Here is an 18,667-nt window from a genome sequence, read left to right as displayed (position 1 = left end):
CAAAGTCAAAACCACTCATATAGAGTCGCTAAATGCCGAAAAAACAGTGTTCCAAGATGCACCATCAACGCACCAATTTCATGCCTATCCCTGCGCATGTGCGAATCAAAATCCCAGCTTTCGATTGTGTCAAAAAGCATTAACTTCACCATTTAGAGCCAACCCTTCAATCCATGTATGAAGCCCCCGTTTAATGACATGCCGAGATTTAGACGTCCCTGACTTTTCAAGAATATCTTTCAATATGGGTGAATGAGTTACAACCCAAATCTGCGATCGCTTGCTGGCAGAACTAATCAAACCAGCCAACGACCTGAGCATATCGGGATGCAAACTGTTGTCAGGCTCATTCAAAACAATGAATGGAGGCAAAGAACTGGATGTCAGCGCAACAGCTAGGCAAATATATTGCAAAGTACCATCAGACAGTTCCCACGCATTGCTCGTGCGATTACTTTGAGGAAAGCGAAGTCCAAAAGAAACGGTACGTTCCGGCCTGGAAATCTCCAAAATCGCCCCTCCGAATGTATTCGCAATCAACTCTTCAACAACATCGAGATCTTGAACTATATATTTCTGCGTCGCCAGAACCGCAGCGAGATTTGCTCCAGACGAATGAAGTACGGTGTCACTAACTGCGTAGCAAGGCTTGCGAATGGGCGACTCAATATCAGTCCTGAAACCGTGATAAAAACGCCACCCCATAATTTCATGTTTGATACGTAACACCTCTGGAAAACGCTCTGCATCCGTGAGAGAGCTTAATGCCGTCGCAGAGGGGAATAGTCGAATAGCATTCGACATGTCGAGAACGGCCATTTCTCGATCCATCACCTTCAAGAAACCATTTTCTCGGAACATCAGAGTATGACTTTTCCGTCCATTATGAAAAATAAGTTTTTCGGTTTTGATTTGAGGTTCAAACTCAAAACCATCGCCCAATACAATCTTTTCTCCAAAAGCGGTTTTTTGCGGCACAAGTCCCGCTGTGATTCCGTAACTGTAATAGCCATCATCATCTGAAAAAATCGAGAAACGCACTTCAAAAATAATTTTTGAACGCTCGGCATTGCGCGTTGAACTCTCCGAAAGGATCGACTGCATGCCACCCTCCCGAACGATAAACCTCGAAAACTCTCCCGTTGCAGCAGCCTGCACAAGCTTGAGTGCATTATATAAATTAGTTTTCCCAACTCCATTTGCACCATGAAAAATATTCAAACCATCAAGATTCAAAAACACATCATCAACAGAGCGGTATCCTTTAATTGAAACAGACAATATTCTCACAATTAAAGCTCCTCACAAAATTCGCCATTAAACGAGACCACTCGATCAGCCAACTTTAATATCGACTCTCGATGAGCAACAACGATAACAATATTAGACGCATTATATTCTTTGATATTTGAGATCACTGTTCGCTCAGCAACCTCATCAAGGAATGCCGTGCTCTCGTCAAAAACGACGACCTTATGGTCTCGCAAAAAACTTCTTGCCAAGGCAAGACGTTGACGCTCGCCTCCCGACAACATTAACCCCCTGTCTCCAATTTCCGTATCCAGCCCGGATGGCAAGCCTTTTAGGAACCCACCAAGGTCAGCAAGTTTTAAAACTGCTTCTAATCTTTCATCAGGTGCATTTTGATCAGCGATTCTTAGATTAAATCTTAACGACCCGTTGAATAAACCAACCTCTTGGGATACGAAAGAAAACCTAGAATAGAAGTCTTGATCAGACAAATCTTCTATCGCAACACCACCATATTTGATTAAACCAGAAGAGGGTGTATAGAGCCGCATCAGCAACTTGACAATTGTCGACTTACCCACACCAGATGGACCGGTGATCGCAACTACTTCACCTGGAATAAATCGGATTGACAAATCGTGCAGCACCTTTTCTGTAGGTCGCTCAGGGTAAGAAAAGCGAACATTAGAAAATTCTAGGTGATGACTAATATTCGGAAGCTGATTACCTTTTCCAACATGCCGAACTTCACAAGCGTCGAGATGTTTTAGTAAGGGTGCAAAGCCACCGAGTGATTCAATCATGCTACCAATACTTTTCAAAAGAGCATCGTATGGCTGACACACCTGAAACATATAGGCTGCAACCATTACAAAATGACCAACACTTATCTCTTCGGAAAGCAACCTTAGTGAAGACTCATAAAGAACAACAAAAAAAACAAGCGCAAAAATACATACCCTAAAAACTTCTAGACAAGTACTTTTCCTATAAAAACCCAACCAAGACTGATAAACACCTTCTTGATCTTCACGAAAAAAACGCAACAGAAATTCATCGGCCAAATATATACGTATCGTCTCAATATTCGAAACAATTCCATGAATGGCTTTTGAACTTCCCATCTCTTTTAATATCACAACCTTGAACAACTCTGACAAGCGCCCGATCATTGAAGAGCTAAGAATTGCATACGTAAAAACATATAAAAAAATCATGAACATTACGAAAAAATCTTTAAAAAAACCCAACACAACTAACGATACGAGTATTTGAACGATAGAGGGTAGTACACTAACCAGCATTGATCGAATTGTGTTATCCATACTCGCCGAAGCACATTGCAGCACCTGCGCCAGCTGCGCCGGGCCTTTTATAAGGCTCTCACATGCAGACAAACGAATAGATCTCTTAATGAACATCTCGCCAAGATTTATATTCACCCGCTGGATAAACATCATTGTCATTACATCAGACAAATGAGAAAACACCTGAGATATAAAAACAACGCCAACTACCAAACTCAAAAACATCAGAAACTGGTCATGATTACCTGATGCAACCGCAAGCATCCTCTGCAAAAATAAAGGTACGAGACCAAAACCTATCGCGGTAAGGAAAATCAACACTACTAAAAAGGCCAAACGACTTACGTCCTTTGATTTCATGGACAACTTCAATAGCGTATAAGCATCAACAAATCCTTTGACATTCATTTGGACACTTCCCGAAAAATCAGCTTAAACAGTTCATGAGGCAACAGAGGAAAAGATTGGTCACCTGTCATTAAAGAATTCAGGGCCAGTTGCTCTCCGGCACACCCTTTCATCAGACCACACCCTAAGGTAGACGCCCCCTGAATCGACCAATACTTACTTTCTAAATCGACGTTCAAAGCTTTCTTGAATAGTCGCTGATAAATTAACTCTACCCCCAACACTCCGTTTGAAACTGAGAAATTTTCTTTACTGCCCGAAGCTTTGAAATTCTTCTCGAACATCGCTCGAAAATTGTGCTCCTGCAAAAACCTGTCAAGCACATCGATATTAAAATGTCTTCTTAAAAAATCGAACACATAAATAATTCCTGCGCCTCCATGCGCCCATCCAAACTCATTTTGAAGCTCTATGCTTCGAGGCTTATGTCTTAAATCTGGCCAGTTGCCAAGTTGCGGCTCAAAGCAGTTGATTTCCGACGTAATTACGCCTTTTATCAATGGAAGGACCGTTTCATCAGATATATCAAAAACCATCGCATATACAGCGATCGAATAAGCGATACCTGCTTGTCCATGCGAAAGCCCACATAATATTTTTTTAGGATGCATTGAGATATTACTAGGGAATAGTATCTGTTCACCGTCTAATTCAGATCTCGCGACTAACGCCTCGAATAGTGATCTAGAAATATCTTGCCATTCCTCCTTCTTTGACAATTGAAAATAACAGCTGGCGACTACCAAAGCTCCAGCAAGACCATAGATCAAGCCCAAACCTAGATTTTTATATTCTTCAGAATAAAAAGCCGCAACAATTTTATCGGTTACAGTTGAAAGAAAGGAGGGATTTCCATCTATAAAAATTGGCGCTATAGAACTTAACCCACCGACATATGCTCCACCTATTGGAGACGACGATAGCAACTCATCACCTAAAATCATTTCAAAATATGCAAACAAAAATTCCTTATTCTCCGATTCTGATTCGAATAATCTCCCAGTAGCAGCGAGATAACCAAGCCCACCCGAACCTGAAAACAAATCAAACCCCACGGTAGTTAACTCGAGATAGCTTTCACACCTACTAGTAAATATTAAAGGAGGAGACCGAGTATCAACCATGTGTTTAGCAGTTACATTTACTGCAGAAGGCATTTTTTCTAGAGTCAAGAAAGAATCTTCTTCCTCAAAACCATGAACTTGACTAAACCTACAATTCAAGTCAACTATTTTTTCCGCCTCTCGGTATACGCACTTTAAAAATTGAATCTCGTTGCCAAACCCCTCATTCACTATGCGATGTAAATTATCCTTCACACTGTCGTATCCGTTTACATAATTAATCAACTTAATACTTTCAGCCGCATGAGTTGAACAAACAGCAAGATCTTTCGCACAAGAAGTAAATCTAGGAACATCCCCAAAAAAGCAAGATTCAACCTCCGCCTTTAAGAGAGCGGAGTCGGCCCGATGATCTTTGACTGATCCGAGGCAAGACTCGATATATTTTTTTCTATCCTGGTTATTTTTTAGAAACCGCGGATGATAGGAAGCCTCAATCACCAAGCAATAGTTAGCGGTATCTCTCAAGATTATTCTATTTCTTAGATTAGAAGCTTGATTCAAAAAATCTACAAAACGCTTATATTCATAAATTATGACCTTGTAGCACTCAACACAACCTGCAACGATATGTTCAATATAGTCTATTGGATTCTGTACCTCACCATTAAACACCACCGCATTTGGATTTGTGTTTAATGATGCTTTTCTAACGGCTTGTTTCCGAAATATATTTCCTATGCCCGCGTGCTCGGTGTCGGCAATTCCATCTGTGTACTTAATAACATTCGGCACAAGCCCTGTTCTAGGTATTCCCAAACGCGGCGCATCAACATAGACATGATGAAATACTGCCTCCAAGTCGACCGGAACGGGGTTTCCATGATGAGTTACGATATTTTCATAATGGAGGTCGGTAATTCCTAACGACGCAGCCGCAGCAATCAAGTAACCTGCCAATCTATAGTAATTCTCTACCTCCGCCTTGCTTTTCAAAGGAGCCTGATCACACCACTTCACCCACCCGAAACCTTGCCCCGATAGGTATTCTGGAAACTCCCAGCCGCGAATACCACATTGTTCATTGAAAAAAACTCCAAGAAACTCGCTTGTTTTCTTTTCCAACTCCAAATCACGCAACTTCAAGGCAAAAGCAGGGCATCCTTGAACATAAAAAGTGCTACGTTTTTATTTCCATCGTGACTCTCGTCTCCCAGCAAAAACACATCACTCACTTCATGAGGAGCATCCAAAAAACCACTACTCAGCAATTCTGGAAGCGACTCTAAAAAACACTCTTTAACTAATGAGAAATTCTCTAATTCATCCACAAAAAGTTTATCAAGCAAGTACCTCAGCGACTCGTACTTCCTCAAAAACTCGAGATACAATTCATCCTGCTCTAAAAAATCCTCGTAGGTCATCCTGACCCCAAGGTTTTCATTAACATGTGACACCTCTGCCTCGATGGATTGGCGAACATAGCTTTCCACCTTATTTGCTACGTGTATAGCAAAGGCATTAGCCAACTTCTTATCAATCAGACAAGCAAGATCAAACCTCTTACTCTCATGCAGGCTATTTAAAAAATCATTCACTAAAATCCTGTGTGAACCAGAATAAGTCGCCATAGAATCAACCATCGACAAATCACTCATTAACACTTCCTTATGTCAATTGAAATGCCGCCTTGAGGCGGCACATACCTAGTTAAAAACGACTACATTGGCTCTGGATACCAGTCCATAACAGGTGCCACTTTTTATTGATTTCGGAGAGTAAGAAGCATAGCAACACCGACCGAAACATTGAGTACAATTACTTGTTGCTGCCCCCGTATGTACTGGCCTAGTCAGTTCCATTCCCGGGGGAGTGTTCTAAACTTGCATAAGAAGTGGATCTACGTACTTTTCCCCAAAGACAGCGCTCATCATAACGCCGTCTGCCCGAATAACATCTTTAATAGTTTCAATATCAACGTTTCGAATATTCATCTCACATCCTTGTATCGCCATTAGAATTTTCTGAAAAATCGTGAATCACTTGCACTTATAGATATATTGGATCAAGCCTTTACGGTCAATAAATTAAAGGCAGGAATAAGACTAATATCGTGTAGGATTATTCCAGCAAGCCCATGGGAGCAATCCATATTTAATCCAAAATATGAAGATTTTCACACAAACAATAAATTCGTTAGAAAACGACATGCCTACTGATCTAATACTTAGATGCTCAACAATCAATAACTTAGACATCTTCAAACATTGGGACGGACGATACTCAAACCTGGCACGACCACTGCAACCTGCTTCGCGTCCTCCCCTTTCAGCAAGGAACGCCCCATGACGCAGAACGATCCCGGCAACGACTACCCCCTCAGCGAAGTCCCGATGCATGCGCGAAAAGGCCTGGCCTCGACCGCCATGGTGTTACTGGGATTCACATTTTTCACCGCAACCATGTTTGCCGGCGGCAAGCTCGGTGTGGCCTTCAGTTTTGGCGAGATGATGGCGGTGATCGTCGTCGGTAACCTGCTGCTCGGGCTGTATGCGGCGGGGCTGGGTTATATCGCCTTCAAGAGCGGGCTTAATTCGGTGCTGATGGGGCGTTTCTGTTTTGGTGAGGTTGGCAGCAAACTCAGTGACCTGATCCTCGGTTTCACCCAGATCGGCTGGTACGCCTGGGGCACTGCGACCGCCGCCGTGGTGCTCGGCAAATACTTCGAACTGGAGCAAGGCACAGTGCTCGGTTTGATGGTGCTGTTCGGCCTGGTGTTCTGCGCCACGGCGTATGTCGGTTATCGCGGCCTGGAGATCCTGTCGTACATCGCGGTGCCGGCGATGATGTTGCTATTGATGCTGTCGATGTGGGTCGCGACGGTGAAAGTCGGCGGCCTCGAAGGTTTGCTCAGCGTGGTACCGACGGGTTCGCTGGACTGGTCGACCGCCATTACTCTGGTGTTCGGCACCTTTGTCAGTGGCGCGACCCAGGCGACCAACTGGACCCGCTTCTCGCGCTCGGCACGGGTTGCCGTGCTGGCGAGCCTGATCGGTTTTTTCATCGGCAATGGCCTGATGGTGCTGATCGGTGCCTACGGCGCAATCGTCTATCAGCAGCCCGACGTGGTTGAAGTGTTGTTGCTGCAAGGCTTCGCCATGGCCGCAATGGCCATGCTGTTACTGAATATCTGGAGCACCCAGGACAACACCATCTATAACTTCGCCGTCGCCGGTTGCAACCTGCTGCGCACCGGGCGGCGCAAGACCGTGACCCTGGCGGGCGCGGTGATCGGCACCCTGCTCGCGCTGCTGGGCATGTACGACATGCTGGTGCCGTACCTGATCCTGCTGGGCACGGTGATTCCACCGATTGGCGGGGTGATCATGGCCGACTTTTTCTTCCGCTGGCGCGGGCGCTATCCGCGTCTGGCCGACACACGGCTGCCAGCGTTCAATTGGCCGGGGCTGGGGGCTTATGCGGTCGGTACGCTCGCCGCGTTCCATTCGCCGTGGGTCGCGCCGCTGGTAGGGATTGCCGCCGCCGCGCTAACGTATGTCATCGTCACCGGCCTGCTCGGCGCCCGTCGCGCCAGTGCGCCACTACCAGACCTATAAGAAGGATTCGCCTGATGCACATCATCAACGCCCGGCTGCGCAACCAGGAAGGTTTGCACGAACTGCACCTGGAAGACGGCCTGATCCGCAGCATCGGCCGCCAGACCGAAGCCCCGACCCTCAACCCCGGCGACCTCGACGCCGGCGGCAATTTGGTGGTGCCGCCCTTCGTCGAGCCGCACATCCACCTCGACGCCACGCTGACTGCTGGCGAACCGCGCTGGAACATGAGCGGCACGCTGTTCGAGGGCATCGAGTGCTGGGGCGAACGCAAGGTCACCATCACCGAAGAAGACACCAAAACCCGCGCCAAGAAGACCATTCAAGCCTTGGCCGCTCACGGCATTCAGCACGTGCGCACCCACGTCGACGTCACCGACCCGCAACTCACCGCGCTCAAGGCGATGCTCGAAGTCCGCGAAGAAACCCGCCATCTGATCGACCTGCAAATCGTCGCGTTCCCACAGGAAGGCATCGAGTCGTTCCGCAACGGTCGCGAGCTGATGGAAGAAGCGATTCGCATGGGCGCCGATGTGGTGGGCGGCATTCCGCATTTCGAATACACCCGCGATCAGGGCGTCAGTTCGGTGAAGTTTCTGATGGACCTGGCCGAACGCACCGGTTGCCTGGTCGATGTGCATTGCGACGAAACCGATGACCCCCATTCGCGCTTTCTTGAGGTACTCGCCGAAGAGGCACGCAGCCGCGACATGGGCGCGCGGGTCACGGCCAGCCACACCACGGCGATGGGCTCTTACGACAACGCTTACTGCGCGAAATTGTTCCGTTTGCTCGGTCATTCCGGGATCAGTTTCGTCTCGTGCCCGACCGAAAGCATTCACTTGCAGGGGCGTTTCGATAACTTCCCGAAACGCCGGGGCGTGACCCGGGTCAACGAGCTGCTGGAGGCCGGGATGAACGTATGTTTTGGCCAGGACTCAATCGTCGATCCGTGGTACCCGCTGGGCAATGGCAACATCCTGCGCGTACTCGAAGCCGGGTTGCACATCTGCCATATGCTCGGCTACCGAAATCTGCAGAATGCGCTGGACCTGGTCACCGACAACAGCGCCAAAGCCATGCACCTGGGCGAACGTTATGGACTGGAACAGGGCCGTCCGGCCAACCTGTTGATTCTGTCGGCGGACAGCGATTACGAAGTGATCCGCAGCCAGGGCCTGCCGCTGTATTCGATTCGCGGCGGCAAGGTGTTGATGCAGCGGCAGATGCCGGTGGTGGAGTTCAACAACCCTCTTAACTGACCGCCATTTCCTGTAGGAGCTGCCGCAGGCTGCGATCTTTGTTTTTGATTCTAAAAACAAGATCAAAAGATCGCAGCCTGCGGCAGCTCCTACAGAATGCTCGCGATCCTGCATGGGTATGCATTTCCCTGTGGGCGCTGGCTTGCCAGCGAAGGCGATTGCCGCTTCAACCGATCAAGCGAGCCGTACCAAACAACCTGACCCGCATCAATTCGCCCCGCTCTTCTTCAAGCAACACCGGCGCCGTTCCGCCCGGCATGACGACGTGTACCTCCCCACTCGCCACCCAGCCCACCGCCCATGCGGCACAGGCCACTGCACTGGCGCTGGTACCGGAAGACGCCGTCGGTCCTTCACCACGCTCGAACACCCGGGCGACGATGCGCTGCGCTGACTCAAGCGCGGCCCATTGCAGATTGACGCCCGCCGGGCATGGCTGGCCGGCGCCCGTCGGCATCGCGTAGGCGATTCGGGTCAGGCCTTCGGCCCATGGCGACTGGCGCATTTGTGAGTTGCTCGGCAACTCGGCGATGTCGGTCAACAACGTTACGCAATGCGGATTGCCGATGCGCACGAATTGACTGTGCTGCCACGCGGAATCGAGTTGTGCCAAGGGTGCTACGTGGCTCACCTCATGACCATTGAACCCGCGCTTTTCGACCTGCTGCGCACCCACCGCTGGAGGCCCGAAGCCCGGTTGACCAAGGTCCAGCCAGAAACCGTTGACGCCTTCGACTACGGCCGGTTTCACCGAGGTTTCCACGGCATCACCCTTGTCGTGATGCACTCGCAGCGACGCCCCTTGCGCCGGCATCAGCCCTTGCTCCAGCAACGACTGGGAAAAAATCGTCAGGCCATTGCCACTGCGCTCGGCCAAGGTGCCGTCGGTGTTGACGATCAGCACGTCGAACGGCGGTGCAGACTGAAACGGACCGATCAGCAGTCCGTCGCTGCGGTGCGATTTGCTCCCCGCCGGCCGCTGGCCCTCGGGCCAGTCGCAACACAGCGCAATGGCTGCGCGGCTCCATGCCGGTCTCGACACAGCACACTGCGCGGCACTGATCGGCAGATCGATCCCCGCCTCACGAAGTGCCTGCGGCGAAATCACCCCGTAAATATTGCCCCGCGCATCGTAGAACTGCGTCATCACCGCCCCTGCTCGTCTTGTGGAAGCACTCACTTTAAACCGCGAACCCTTGTAGGCGTGAGCCTGCTCGCGATAGCGGACTTTCAGGCATCCTTTTCATTGCCTGATCCACCGTTGTCGCGAGCAATCTCATGCCTACAGGTTAGGATGTCGGCTGCCCCGCCCCGAGACCTGCGATCGAACCTCGACGCGCGATGACTGTCATTCGGGGGACGCGACGTTTTTTGCCAAGGATCGATATGACCAGCCTCAACCCCCAAGACACCTTCGTCCCCGGACGCCTGCAGCAGATGTCGACGCGCATCGCTTTCTTCATCGCCGGCCTGGGCATCGCCGCGTGGGCGCCATTGGTGCCATACGCCAAGGCTCGCGCCGGGCTCGACGAAGGCACGTTGGGCCTGCTGCTGTTGTGCCTCGGCGTCGGCTCGATTCTCGCAATGCCGCTGGCGGGGATTCTCGCCACGCGCTTCGGCTGCCGCAAAGTCGCCACCGGCGGCACCCTGCTGATCTGCGCGGCGCTGCCGTTGCTGGCGACGGTATCGTCGATTCCGGCGCTGATCGCCACGCTGTTCATGTTCGGTGCCGGTCTGGGCACGGTGGATTCGACCGTCAACCTGCAAGCGGTGATCGTCGAACGGGCCAGCGGCAAGAATATGATGTCGGGGTTTCATGGCCTGTTCAGCCTCGGCGGGATTGTCGGCGCAGCGGGGGTCAGTGCCCTGCTCGGCCTCGGCCTGACGCCGCTGGCAGCGATGCTGGTAGTGGTAGCGGTGTTGGCCGGCGCGCTGTTCAAGTGTGTACCGCACATGTTGCCGTACGGCAGTGAAAGCTCGGGCCCCGCCTTCGCCATTCCCCACGGCATTGTGCTGTTCATCGGCGGCATGTGCTTCATCGTGTTCCTCACCGAAGGCGCGGCGCTGGACTGGAGTGCGGTGTTTCTTGCGCAGGAGCGCGGGATCGACACGGCGTACGCGGGATTGGGTTATGCGGCGTTTGCATTGACCATGACGGCCGGACGTTTGATGGGTGACCGGATCGTGCGGATAGTCGGTGCAACGCGGATCATTTTGTTCGGTGGTCTGTTGGCAGCTGCAGGTCTGTTTCTGGCGACATTCGCGCCGAGCTGGGAAGCGGCATTGGTCGGTTACGCACTGGTGGGTGCGGGTTGTTCGAACATCGTGCCCGTGCTGTACACGGCGGTGGGCAAGCAGACGGTGATGCCGGAGAGCATCGCGGTACCGGCAATCACCACGCTCGGTTATGCAGGGATTCTGGCCGGTCCGGCGGTGATTGGCTTTGTGGCACATGCCAGCAGTTTGAGTTTTGCCTTTGGCTTGATGGCGGTGTTATTGGTGGCGGTGGCTATCGGCGGCAAGACCTTGAAAGTCTGAACACGGGTGCGATACCTGTCAGCTTTGACAGTAGACAAGAATTGCCCCCAGGCATCATGTTGATTTCCAGCTCAGCGGAAATGGAAATCTGTCATGAACATTGGAACCGGATCGGTTATCGCGCTAATCACGCTTCTCCAGGGATGTGCCTCCGTCAATCGATACGACTGGGGTGAAGGCACTGCCAATTTTGCGCCCGCTGAGCGCCTGGCCAATGCCGGCGGTAACTATGCGCATTGGCAAGCCATTGGCCGTGTTGAAGTTGAAGACGGCATGACCTGCTCCGGCACGCTGATTGACACTCGAGAACCCGGAGCAGTATCGCAACCTGCCTACGTGCTGACCTCCGGACACTGCACACATCCGGAGATAGGCAATAACGAGATCATCGTCAATCAACCAGCAAAGGGTCGGGTGACGTTCAATTATTTTTTCGACACGCAACCGCAAAGCCGTTCCTACACGGTCAGTCGCATTGGCTGGAGCACGCTACGCGGTCAAGACCTCTCTATCATTGAGCTTGAACAGCCTCTGGAACAGTTGATCAGAGACGGTATCCAGCCGTTGAAACTGGCGCGGACCCCATTGGTCAGCGAAGACGATATTCTGATCACCGGCGCGCCCATGAACGGTTTCATTCAGCGCATGGCCTGCAAACAAGAACACTCGGCGGCGATTATTGAAGGCCCATGGCGTTGGGTCGGACAACTGAGCAACCGTTGTCTCGATGTTGTCAGCGGGCTGTCAGGCTCGCCACTGCTTGCGCGTTACAGCAATGAAATTGTGGGTGTGCTCGGCACCACCACTCGCGGGAGTGACCGCAATCGCTGCGACAAGGGCGCGCCCTGCGAAGTCGTGGGGGGACAGGTCGACAAACGCAGCAACACCAACTACGCCTCCACAACCGATGGGCTGGACGCCTGTTTCGCCAACGGACATTTCAATCCACGTCTGGGCGGTTGCCCGCTGGGGGAGAACTGGTCGTTTCCTGGTTCGTCGCAAAACAGCGATTACATCAAGCTCGAGCGCGACGAACATGGACAAGTCGTGCCTTGGCGATGGCTGCAAACGTTCACCACAACCGCGCCTTACTACCGCTATCGCTTTACGCGCACTCTGGACGAATGTCAGAACCTTGATGGCTATAGCCAAGTGCAAATGGCTGCACCGGACGCCGATATTCAATTGAGTCATGAACTTAAAGACGGCTCAGGCCTGTACTTTCTCTGCCTGATTGGCCAACAGCGGCCTACAGACGTACCCAAGCAATGGGCCGGAAGAACACCCAGCGTCTACTGGCGCTGGTTGATGGAAGCGCCCGCACCGCTGAAACCTGTCTATAAGGTCGAAGGCGTAGGTGGCGACGAGTACGACATCAGAGTATTTCCGGTTTCACCGGATCTGGATCCCGCCCGGTTTCAATACAAGTACGGCCAGCCAGGGAGCATCAATTGCAATGACGGGCAGGGATTTCAACGCGTATCACCCTCCACAGGCGTGTTCCATGTTTCCATTGCCAATGGCCGACAGAACGTCTGCCTCAAAGGCGCAGACCTGGCCGGGAATCCCGGGCCGACCATCGAGTTTCTGATCCCTCAATAGCTTCAGGCTTTTTGTGGCTGAACCGTGTGAAACCGGTTCAGCCACAACAGCGCCTTAGAAACCTACACTGGCCTGCACGAAGAACGTACGCGGCGCGCCGACATACATCCCCGAATTGTTGTCGCTGGAGCGGGTGAAGTACTGCTTGTCGAAGACGTTTTTCACCCCGGCACCCAGTTTCAGATTCGACACTTGCGGCCCGAAGTCATAACCGCCGCGCACGTTCCAGGTCACGTAACCCGGGATGTCGCCATACTGCCCGTCCGCCGTGCCTTCGGTGATGTAGTTGCCGTTGAAGCTGCCATCGGCGTTGACCCCGGTACCCGGTGAGCGCTGTTTGGACTGGGCAAAACCGTCGATGTTGTAGGTCCAGCGATTGACGTCGTAGCGCAAGCCTACGGTCGCCACCTGCCGCGAATAGAACGGTAGATCACGGCCCTTGAAGCCCGGGATTTCGCCTTCGTAGGTGGCGCGGGTGTAAGTGAAACCGGCGTTGGCGGTCAGCCCGTCAAGGCGTGGATCGAGCGCGGCCATGTCGTAATGCACCGACGCTTCGATGCCCTGATGCTTGGTCGCGCCGAGGTTGGTCCAGCCGACATCGTTGCTGATGTATTGCAGTTCGTCATCGAAGTCGATGTAGAACAGCGTCACTTCCCCGCCCCACACATCATCGTTGTAGCGTGTGCCGATCTCGTAGGTCTTGGCCTTTTCCGGCTCCAGGCCGTTGGCGGTCTGGTCACCCGAGCCGCCCTGGCCGAGCTGGAAATACTGCAGGCTGCCAAACGAGGTTTCGTAGTTGGCGAACAGTTTCCATGCATCCGACAGGTGATACATCACGCTCAGTGCCGGCAGCGGTTCGTTGCTTTCGATGCTGCGGTTTTTCTCCGGCACGCGCTTGCCTGCGGTGTCGAGCACGGCGCGGTCATGCCAGTCGGTGCTGATGTGTTCGAAGCGAATGCCCGGGGTGATGGTCCAGTTGCCGACGTCGATCTTGTTGTCGACGTACACCGAGTTGGCTTCGGTGCCACCGGTGCGGTCCTGGAACACATGGCCATCGGAGGTCGGGGTGACCACCGGCTGATTGTTAACCAGCGCCAGACGGCTCGACTGCTCGTGCATCGCCTCTTTCAGGTAGCGATAACCGACGCTGACTTCCTGAGTGGTCGGGCCGACATCAAACACCCGCGACACACGCGGTTCGACGCCGAGGGTGTAGTAGGAACGCGGGTACGAGCTGAGAGTTCTCTGGTCGCGGGCGGCGATGGTGCTGCCGCGAAAGCTGTCGGTGTAGTAGGTGAGGATTTCTGCCTGGGTACGCTCGTCGATCTGGCGAATCCACTTGAACGATACGTCCTTGCGCCGACCGCTGAAGTTGTCGTAATCACGCACCGAGTCGTACGGCTTGTCGTCGTACTGTTTCTGCGTCAGGCCGCCGGGCATGTCGGCACTGGCGTCGTAGTAATGGAAGTTGAGGCTGAAATCGTCCTGATCGGTCGGCGCCCAGTGCGTCTTGAGCAGCACATCGTCGATGTCGTTACCGTTGTTGCGCTCGCGGTAACCGTTGCCGTTGACCCCGGAATACAACAACGCCACACCCATGCCATTGTCGGCGGTGCCGCCGAGGAACGCCGTGTCGATGTGTTTCCAGCCGCCGTAACGGGAGGTTTCCAGGGTGGTGCCGATTTCCCCGGTGGCTTTTTCCGGGATGGCGCGGGTGACGAAGTTGATCACGCCGCCGACGTTCTGCGGCCCATAACGCACGGAACCGGCGCCACGCACCACATCGATGCTGTCGAGATTGCCGGAAGAAATCGGTGCCATCGACAGTTGCGGCTGGCCATACGGTGCGAACGCGGCCGGCACGCCGTCGATCAACACCGTGGAGCGTGGCGACAGTCGTGAAGTCAGACCACGCACGCCAACGTTCAGCGCGATGTCGCTGCCGCCGGTGCCGTTGGAGTCCTGCACCTGCACGCCGGGCACGCGCTTGAGCACATCACTGACGTTCATCGCGCCCTGCTCGACCATGGCTTCGCGGCGGATCACCGTACGCGCACCCGGGTGGTTCTGCACCACTGCGGCATCAGCGTCACCGAGCCAGTCGCCGACCACTTTGATGTCGGTCACGCCCAGTTCCAGCGGGCCATTGCTGGCGGCAGTTGCGGCCGGAGCCAAAGTCACCGAGCCGTCGTTGATCTGATAGTCCAGGCCGCTGCCCTGCAACAACTGACGCAGCGCCTGCTCGGGGGAAAGGTTGCCGTCGACCGCCGGTGCCTGTTTGCCAGCAACCAGATCCGGGCTGAAGAAAACCTGCAGCGAAGTTTGCTGGCCGAGTTCGCTCAGGGCCTGGCCCAGCGGCTGGGCGCGGATGTGAATGGCTTCAGCGGCGAAGGCCAGCGGCACGGCGGCATTGACCGCCAGCGCGAGAGCCAGCGGCAGCCAAGGGGATTTTTTGTTGTGGGCTGAGGTGTTTTTCACGTCGAACGTAGTCCTGTGGATCGCAAGAGTGTGCGTCTGTTAATGCAAACCAGTTGCAGTTGAACAGGAAGACGATGAACTCGAAAAAAACCTGAATGTTATTTTGAAATTATTTCCTGACTGCCGTCGGCCAGGGTGCGCACGGCCACCGGCAGGATGTTTGGCAGGGCCTTGAGCAAGGCGTCGGTGTTGTCGGATTTGAACACGCTGGTCAGGCGCAGGTTGGCCACCGTCGTGTTGGCGACCTTCAGCGGTTTGTCGCGATAACGCGAAACCTCCGCCACCACTTCGCTGAGGCTGGCGTTGTTGAACACCAGTTTGCCGCTGCGCCAGGCCGTCAGTTCGACGGGGTTGACCGCATAGGCCGCAGCGACTTTGCCCTCGGCGTCGACATGGGTGCCGAGGCCTGCGGTGAGGTTGATGAAAGCATTGTCCGGTGCATTGCGCCCCTGCACCTTGACCGTGCCCTGCTCCACCGCGACCCGGGTTTGCGTGGCATCGCGGCGCACATCGAAACGCGTGCCGGTAACCGTGACCTTGCCGCTACCGGCCTCAACCACGAACGGGCGCGCGGTGTCGTGCTGAACGCTGAACATCGCTTCGCCTTCACTCAATTCGATCAGTCGTCGATCCTGCTCAAAACGCACCTGCAGACGGCTGCGGCTGTTCAGATCAATCACTGAACCGTCCGGCAACGCCACGTGCTTGCGTTCGCCCAGCGCCGTGGCGAACTCGGCGTGATAGCCGCCCGGATGATTCAAACCACTGAACAGACCGAGCCCGAGCCCCACCGCCAACACGCTGGCGGCCACGGCATAACGCAGTAAAGGACGTCGCTCGCGGCGGGTTGACGGTGTTTCAACAAGCGCCTTGAGGCGTGGCGCCGGTAACAGATCAGCGGCTGTCCACAGGCCTTGCAGCAACTGGAATTCATCACGGTGCTGTGGATGCTGGTTCAGCCAGGCGTCGAAGCGCTGCTGCTCATCGGCACTGATCAGCGGTTCCTGCAAACGCACAAACCAGCGTGCCGCCTCATCGCGCACCGTTGTTTGCCCGCACGCGCAATCACGGGTATCCATCATGGAATGTCCTGTCGGGCTGGGGATGAAAAGCGGCGGCCGCTCATGACTGCATGCCATCGAGACGGTCGCGCAGATGCCGCAGGGTGCGAATCATATATTTTTCGACCATGTTCCTGGACAGTCCCAGGCGTTCGGCGATCTCTGCCTGGGTCAGCCCTTCGATCTTCTGCCAGACGAAAATCCTCCGACAATTGAGCGGCAATTCCTGCAGCGCCCGTTCGATGGAGTCGGCCAACTGGATCGCCTGCATGTAATGCTCCGGGTCGCCGGTTGACGACACACTGTGATCGATCGCCTGCGACTCCATGGCTTCCCGCCGATCCTCACGCCGATAACCGTCGACCGCAATATTGCGTGCGGTCTGGTGCAGATACGCCCGTGGCTGCTGCACCGCTGCCGAATCGGATTCGAGCACCCGCACAAAGGTGTCGTGCGCCAGATCCTCGGCCTGCGCGCGATTGCGCAGGCGCCGGGTCCAGGTGCCGATCAACTCTTCGTAATGCTCGAAAAAGCCGGGTCTGCGGGGCAGCATGGGGTTCATGACAGCGTGCTGGGGGAAAGGGGTTCGAATAGTAATAGTTCCTATTAAGCCCGGCAATTCATTCCTTGGATACGCTCGATTCAAGGGTAATCGTCAGTAAAACCGCGCCTTCCCCCACCTATTGTGTAAAATGCCGCCCGGGTGCCACCGCAACAACGCGGCAGGGCAGGTTTAATTCAGCGCAGGTCGGGCCGCCGCGCGGAGTTGCTGTGCCTATGAGCCACGATCCGTCACGCCTGCAGGCTGCCCGTCAGCAGTCGCCGTCTGCTTTGGCCTTTCTCACCCGATTCTTCGCTGCCGAGTCCGCCGGTGGCCTGATCCTGATGGCCGCCGCCCTCGCCGCGCTGCTGGTCGCCAACTCGCCTTGGGCGGCCACCTACTTCTCGACCCTGCACATCAAAGTCGCTGGTCTGTCGATCGAACATTGGGTGAACGATGGCCTGATGGCGATCTTCTTCATGCTGGTGGGCCTGGAGATCAAGCGCGAAATGCTCGCCGGTCAGTTGTCGACCTGGGGGCAGCGCGCGCTGCCGGGCTTTGCCGCACTGGGCGGGATGCTGGTCCCGGCCTTGATCTACGTTGCGATCAATTGGGGCAATCCACAGACCCTGAGCGGTTGGGCGATCCCCGCTGCCACCGACATTGCTTTTGCCCTGGGCGTGCTGTCGCTGCTGGGCAAACGGGTGCCCGTGTCGCTGAAAATCTTCCTGTCCGCACTGGCCATTCTTGATGATCTGGGTGCAGTGGTGATCATCGCGATTTTCTACACCAGCGGGCTGTCGGTGAGCATGCTGCTGGCGTCGTTGGCGGTGATTGCGCTGCTGGTGATCCTCAACCGCTGCGGCGTCAGAAAGCTGTGGCCGTACCTGATCGCCGGCGCCCTGTTGTGGTTCTTCATGCTGCAATCGGGGATTCACGCGACCCTCGCCGGGGTAATTCTGGCGTTGTGCATTCCGCTGGGTAACCCGGAAGACGAGCACAACTCGCCGCTGCTCTACCTCGAAGAAAAAATGCATCCGTGGGTGGCGTTCGCCGTGGTGCCGATCTTCGGCTTCGCCAACGCGGGCGTGTCGTTGACCGGCATTTCTCCGAGCAACCTGCTTGAGCCGGTGCCGCTGGGCGTGGCGCTGGGGCTGTTGTTCGGCAAGCAGATCGGCATCCTCGGCCTCGGCGCCCTGGCGATTCGCAGTGGTCTGGCGCAACTGCCGCAAGGCGCGAGCTGGCTGCAACTGTACGGCGTCGCCTTGCTCTGCGGGATCGGTTTCACCATGAGCCTGTTCATTGGCGCACTGGCCTTTCCGGGCGCGCCGCATCTGGTCGATTCGGTGAAGGTCGGTGTGTTGCTGGGTTCGATCCTGTCGGCGCTGCTGGCGGTGGTTGTGCTGATGAATGCGGGTAAAGCGAAGGCTTCGAACTGACCTCAAGGTCTCATCGAAACAAAAAACAATGTGGGAGCGAGCCTGCTCGCGAAGGCACCGGTTCAGTCAACAGCTTCGCTGACTGAACTGACGCTATCG

The 18,667-nt window shown here is 54.3% G+C and carries 13 protein-coding genes; 5 read left to right on the top strand and 8 right to left on the bottom strand.

The genetic code is table 11. From position 1 onward, the window contains the following. Positions 1 to 129: 129 nt before the first annotated feature. The 4 genes from ACM6HV_RS00680 to ACM6HV_RS00665 are packed head-to-tail and all read right to left on the bottom strand — an operon-like array spanning position 130 to position 5,688. Positions 130 to 1,290, bottom strand: coding sequence for an AAA family ATPase (locus ACM6HV_RS00680; protein ID WP_186448486.1), 1,161 nt, complete (start codon positions 1,288 to 1,290; stop codon positions 130 to 132). Between the two features lie 2 nt (positions 1,291 to 1,292). Next, positions 1,293 to 2,966, bottom strand: coding sequence for an ABC transporter ATP-binding protein (locus ACM6HV_RS00675; RefSeq protein ID WP_414902948.1), 1,674 nt, complete (start codon positions 2,964 to 2,966; stop codon positions 1,293 to 1,295). Further along, positions 2,963 to 5,176, bottom strand: coding sequence for a DUF4135 domain-containing protein (locus tag ACM6HV_RS00670; RefSeq protein ID WP_414902946.1), 2,214 nt, complete (start codon positions 5,174 to 5,176; stop codon positions 2,963 to 2,965). Before ACM6HV_RS00670 ends, ACM6HV_RS00675 begins: the two co-directional genes overlap by 4 nt. Beyond that, complete coding sequence (locus tag ACM6HV_RS00665) at positions 5,173 to 5,688, bottom strand: hypothetical protein (RefSeq protein ID WP_414902944.1); 516 nt, start codon at positions 5,686 to 5,688, stop codon at positions 5,173 to 5,175. The genes ACM6HV_RS00670 and ACM6HV_RS00665 overlap by 4 nt, the downstream gene beginning before the upstream one ends. Before the next feature lie 687 nt (positions 5,689 to 6,375). On the opposite strand from ACM6HV_RS00665, the gene codB reads away from it, so the two are divergent. Continuing rightward, on the top strand, positions 6,376 to 7,647 hold the full coding sequence (gene codB / locus ACM6HV_RS00660) for a cytosine permease (RefSeq protein WP_414902942.1): 1,272 nt from the start codon (positions 6,376 to 6,378) through the stop codon (positions 7,645 to 7,647). 14 nt (positions 7,648 to 7,661) lie between these two features. Further along, a complete protein-coding gene (codA, locus tag ACM6HV_RS00655) occupies positions 7,662 to 8,909 on the top strand; it encodes a cytosine deaminase (protein ID WP_145596427.1) in 1,248 nt (415 codons plus the stop codon). 166 nt (positions 8,910 to 9,075) lie between these two features. Here codA and ACM6HV_RS00650 read toward each other — a convergent pair whose 3' ends face one another. Then, on the bottom strand, positions 9,076 to 10,056 hold the full coding sequence (locus tag ACM6HV_RS00650; protein WP_414902940.1) for a diaminopimelate epimerase: 981 nt from the start codon (positions 10,054 to 10,056) through the stop codon (positions 9,076 to 9,078). Positions 10,057 to 10,295: 239 nt separating this feature from the next. Here ACM6HV_RS00650 and ACM6HV_RS00645 point away from each other — a divergent pair, with 239 nt between their 5' ends. Beyond that, positions 10,296 to 11,447: an MFS transporter gene (locus ACM6HV_RS00645; protein WP_414902938.1), complete on the top strand. Its 1,152-nt coding sequence runs from the start codon at positions 10,296 to 10,298 to the stop codon at positions 11,445 to 11,447. Between the two features lie 93 nt (positions 11,448 to 11,540). Beyond that, on the top strand, positions 11,541 to 13,049 hold the full coding sequence (locus ACM6HV_RS00640; RefSeq protein ID WP_414902936.1) for a trypsin-like serine peptidase: 1,509 nt from the start codon (positions 11,541 to 11,543) through the stop codon (positions 13,047 to 13,049). A gap of 54 nt (positions 13,050 to 13,103) precedes the next feature. On the opposite strand, the gene ACM6HV_RS00635 is transcribed toward ACM6HV_RS00640, so the two are convergent. From ACM6HV_RS00635 to ACM6HV_RS00625, 3 genes are all read right to left on the bottom strand, one after another. Beyond that, entirely contained in the window at positions 13,104 to 15,527 is a 2,424-nt protein-coding gene (locus ACM6HV_RS00635) for a TonB-dependent siderophore receptor (protein WP_414902934.1), read from the bottom strand. A 98-nt stretch (positions 15,528 to 15,625) separates the two neighbouring features. Continuing rightward, positions 15,626 to 16,609, bottom strand: coding sequence for a FecR family protein (locus ACM6HV_RS00630; RefSeq protein WP_414902932.1), 984 nt, complete (start codon positions 16,607 to 16,609; stop codon positions 15,626 to 15,628). 40 nt (positions 16,610 to 16,649) lie between these two features. Further along, positions 16,650 to 17,150, bottom strand: coding sequence for a sigma-70 family RNA polymerase sigma factor (locus ACM6HV_RS00625; RefSeq protein ID WP_047295156.1), 501 nt, complete (start codon positions 17,148 to 17,150; stop codon positions 16,650 to 16,652). Positions 17,151 to 17,365: 215 nt separating this feature from the next. On the opposite strand from ACM6HV_RS00625, the gene nhaA reads away from it, so the two are divergent. Continuing rightward, a complete protein-coding gene (nhaA, locus tag ACM6HV_RS00620; RefSeq protein ID WP_414902930.1) occupies positions 17,366 to 18,568 on the top strand; it encodes a Na+/H+ antiporter NhaA in 1,203 nt (400 codons plus the stop codon). Positions 18,569 to 18,667 lie beyond the last annotated feature (99 nt).

Origin of the sequence: Pseudomonas sp. IT-P260, assembly GCF_949768395.1 — a bacterium.
Taxonomy (GTDB): Bacteria; Pseudomonadota; Gammaproteobacteria; order Pseudomonadales; family Pseudomonadaceae; genus Aquipseudomonas; species Aquipseudomonas parakoreensis.
The sequence above is the reverse complement of the archived record's forward strand: the minus strand, read 5'-3'. Positions and strand labels throughout refer to the sequence as shown.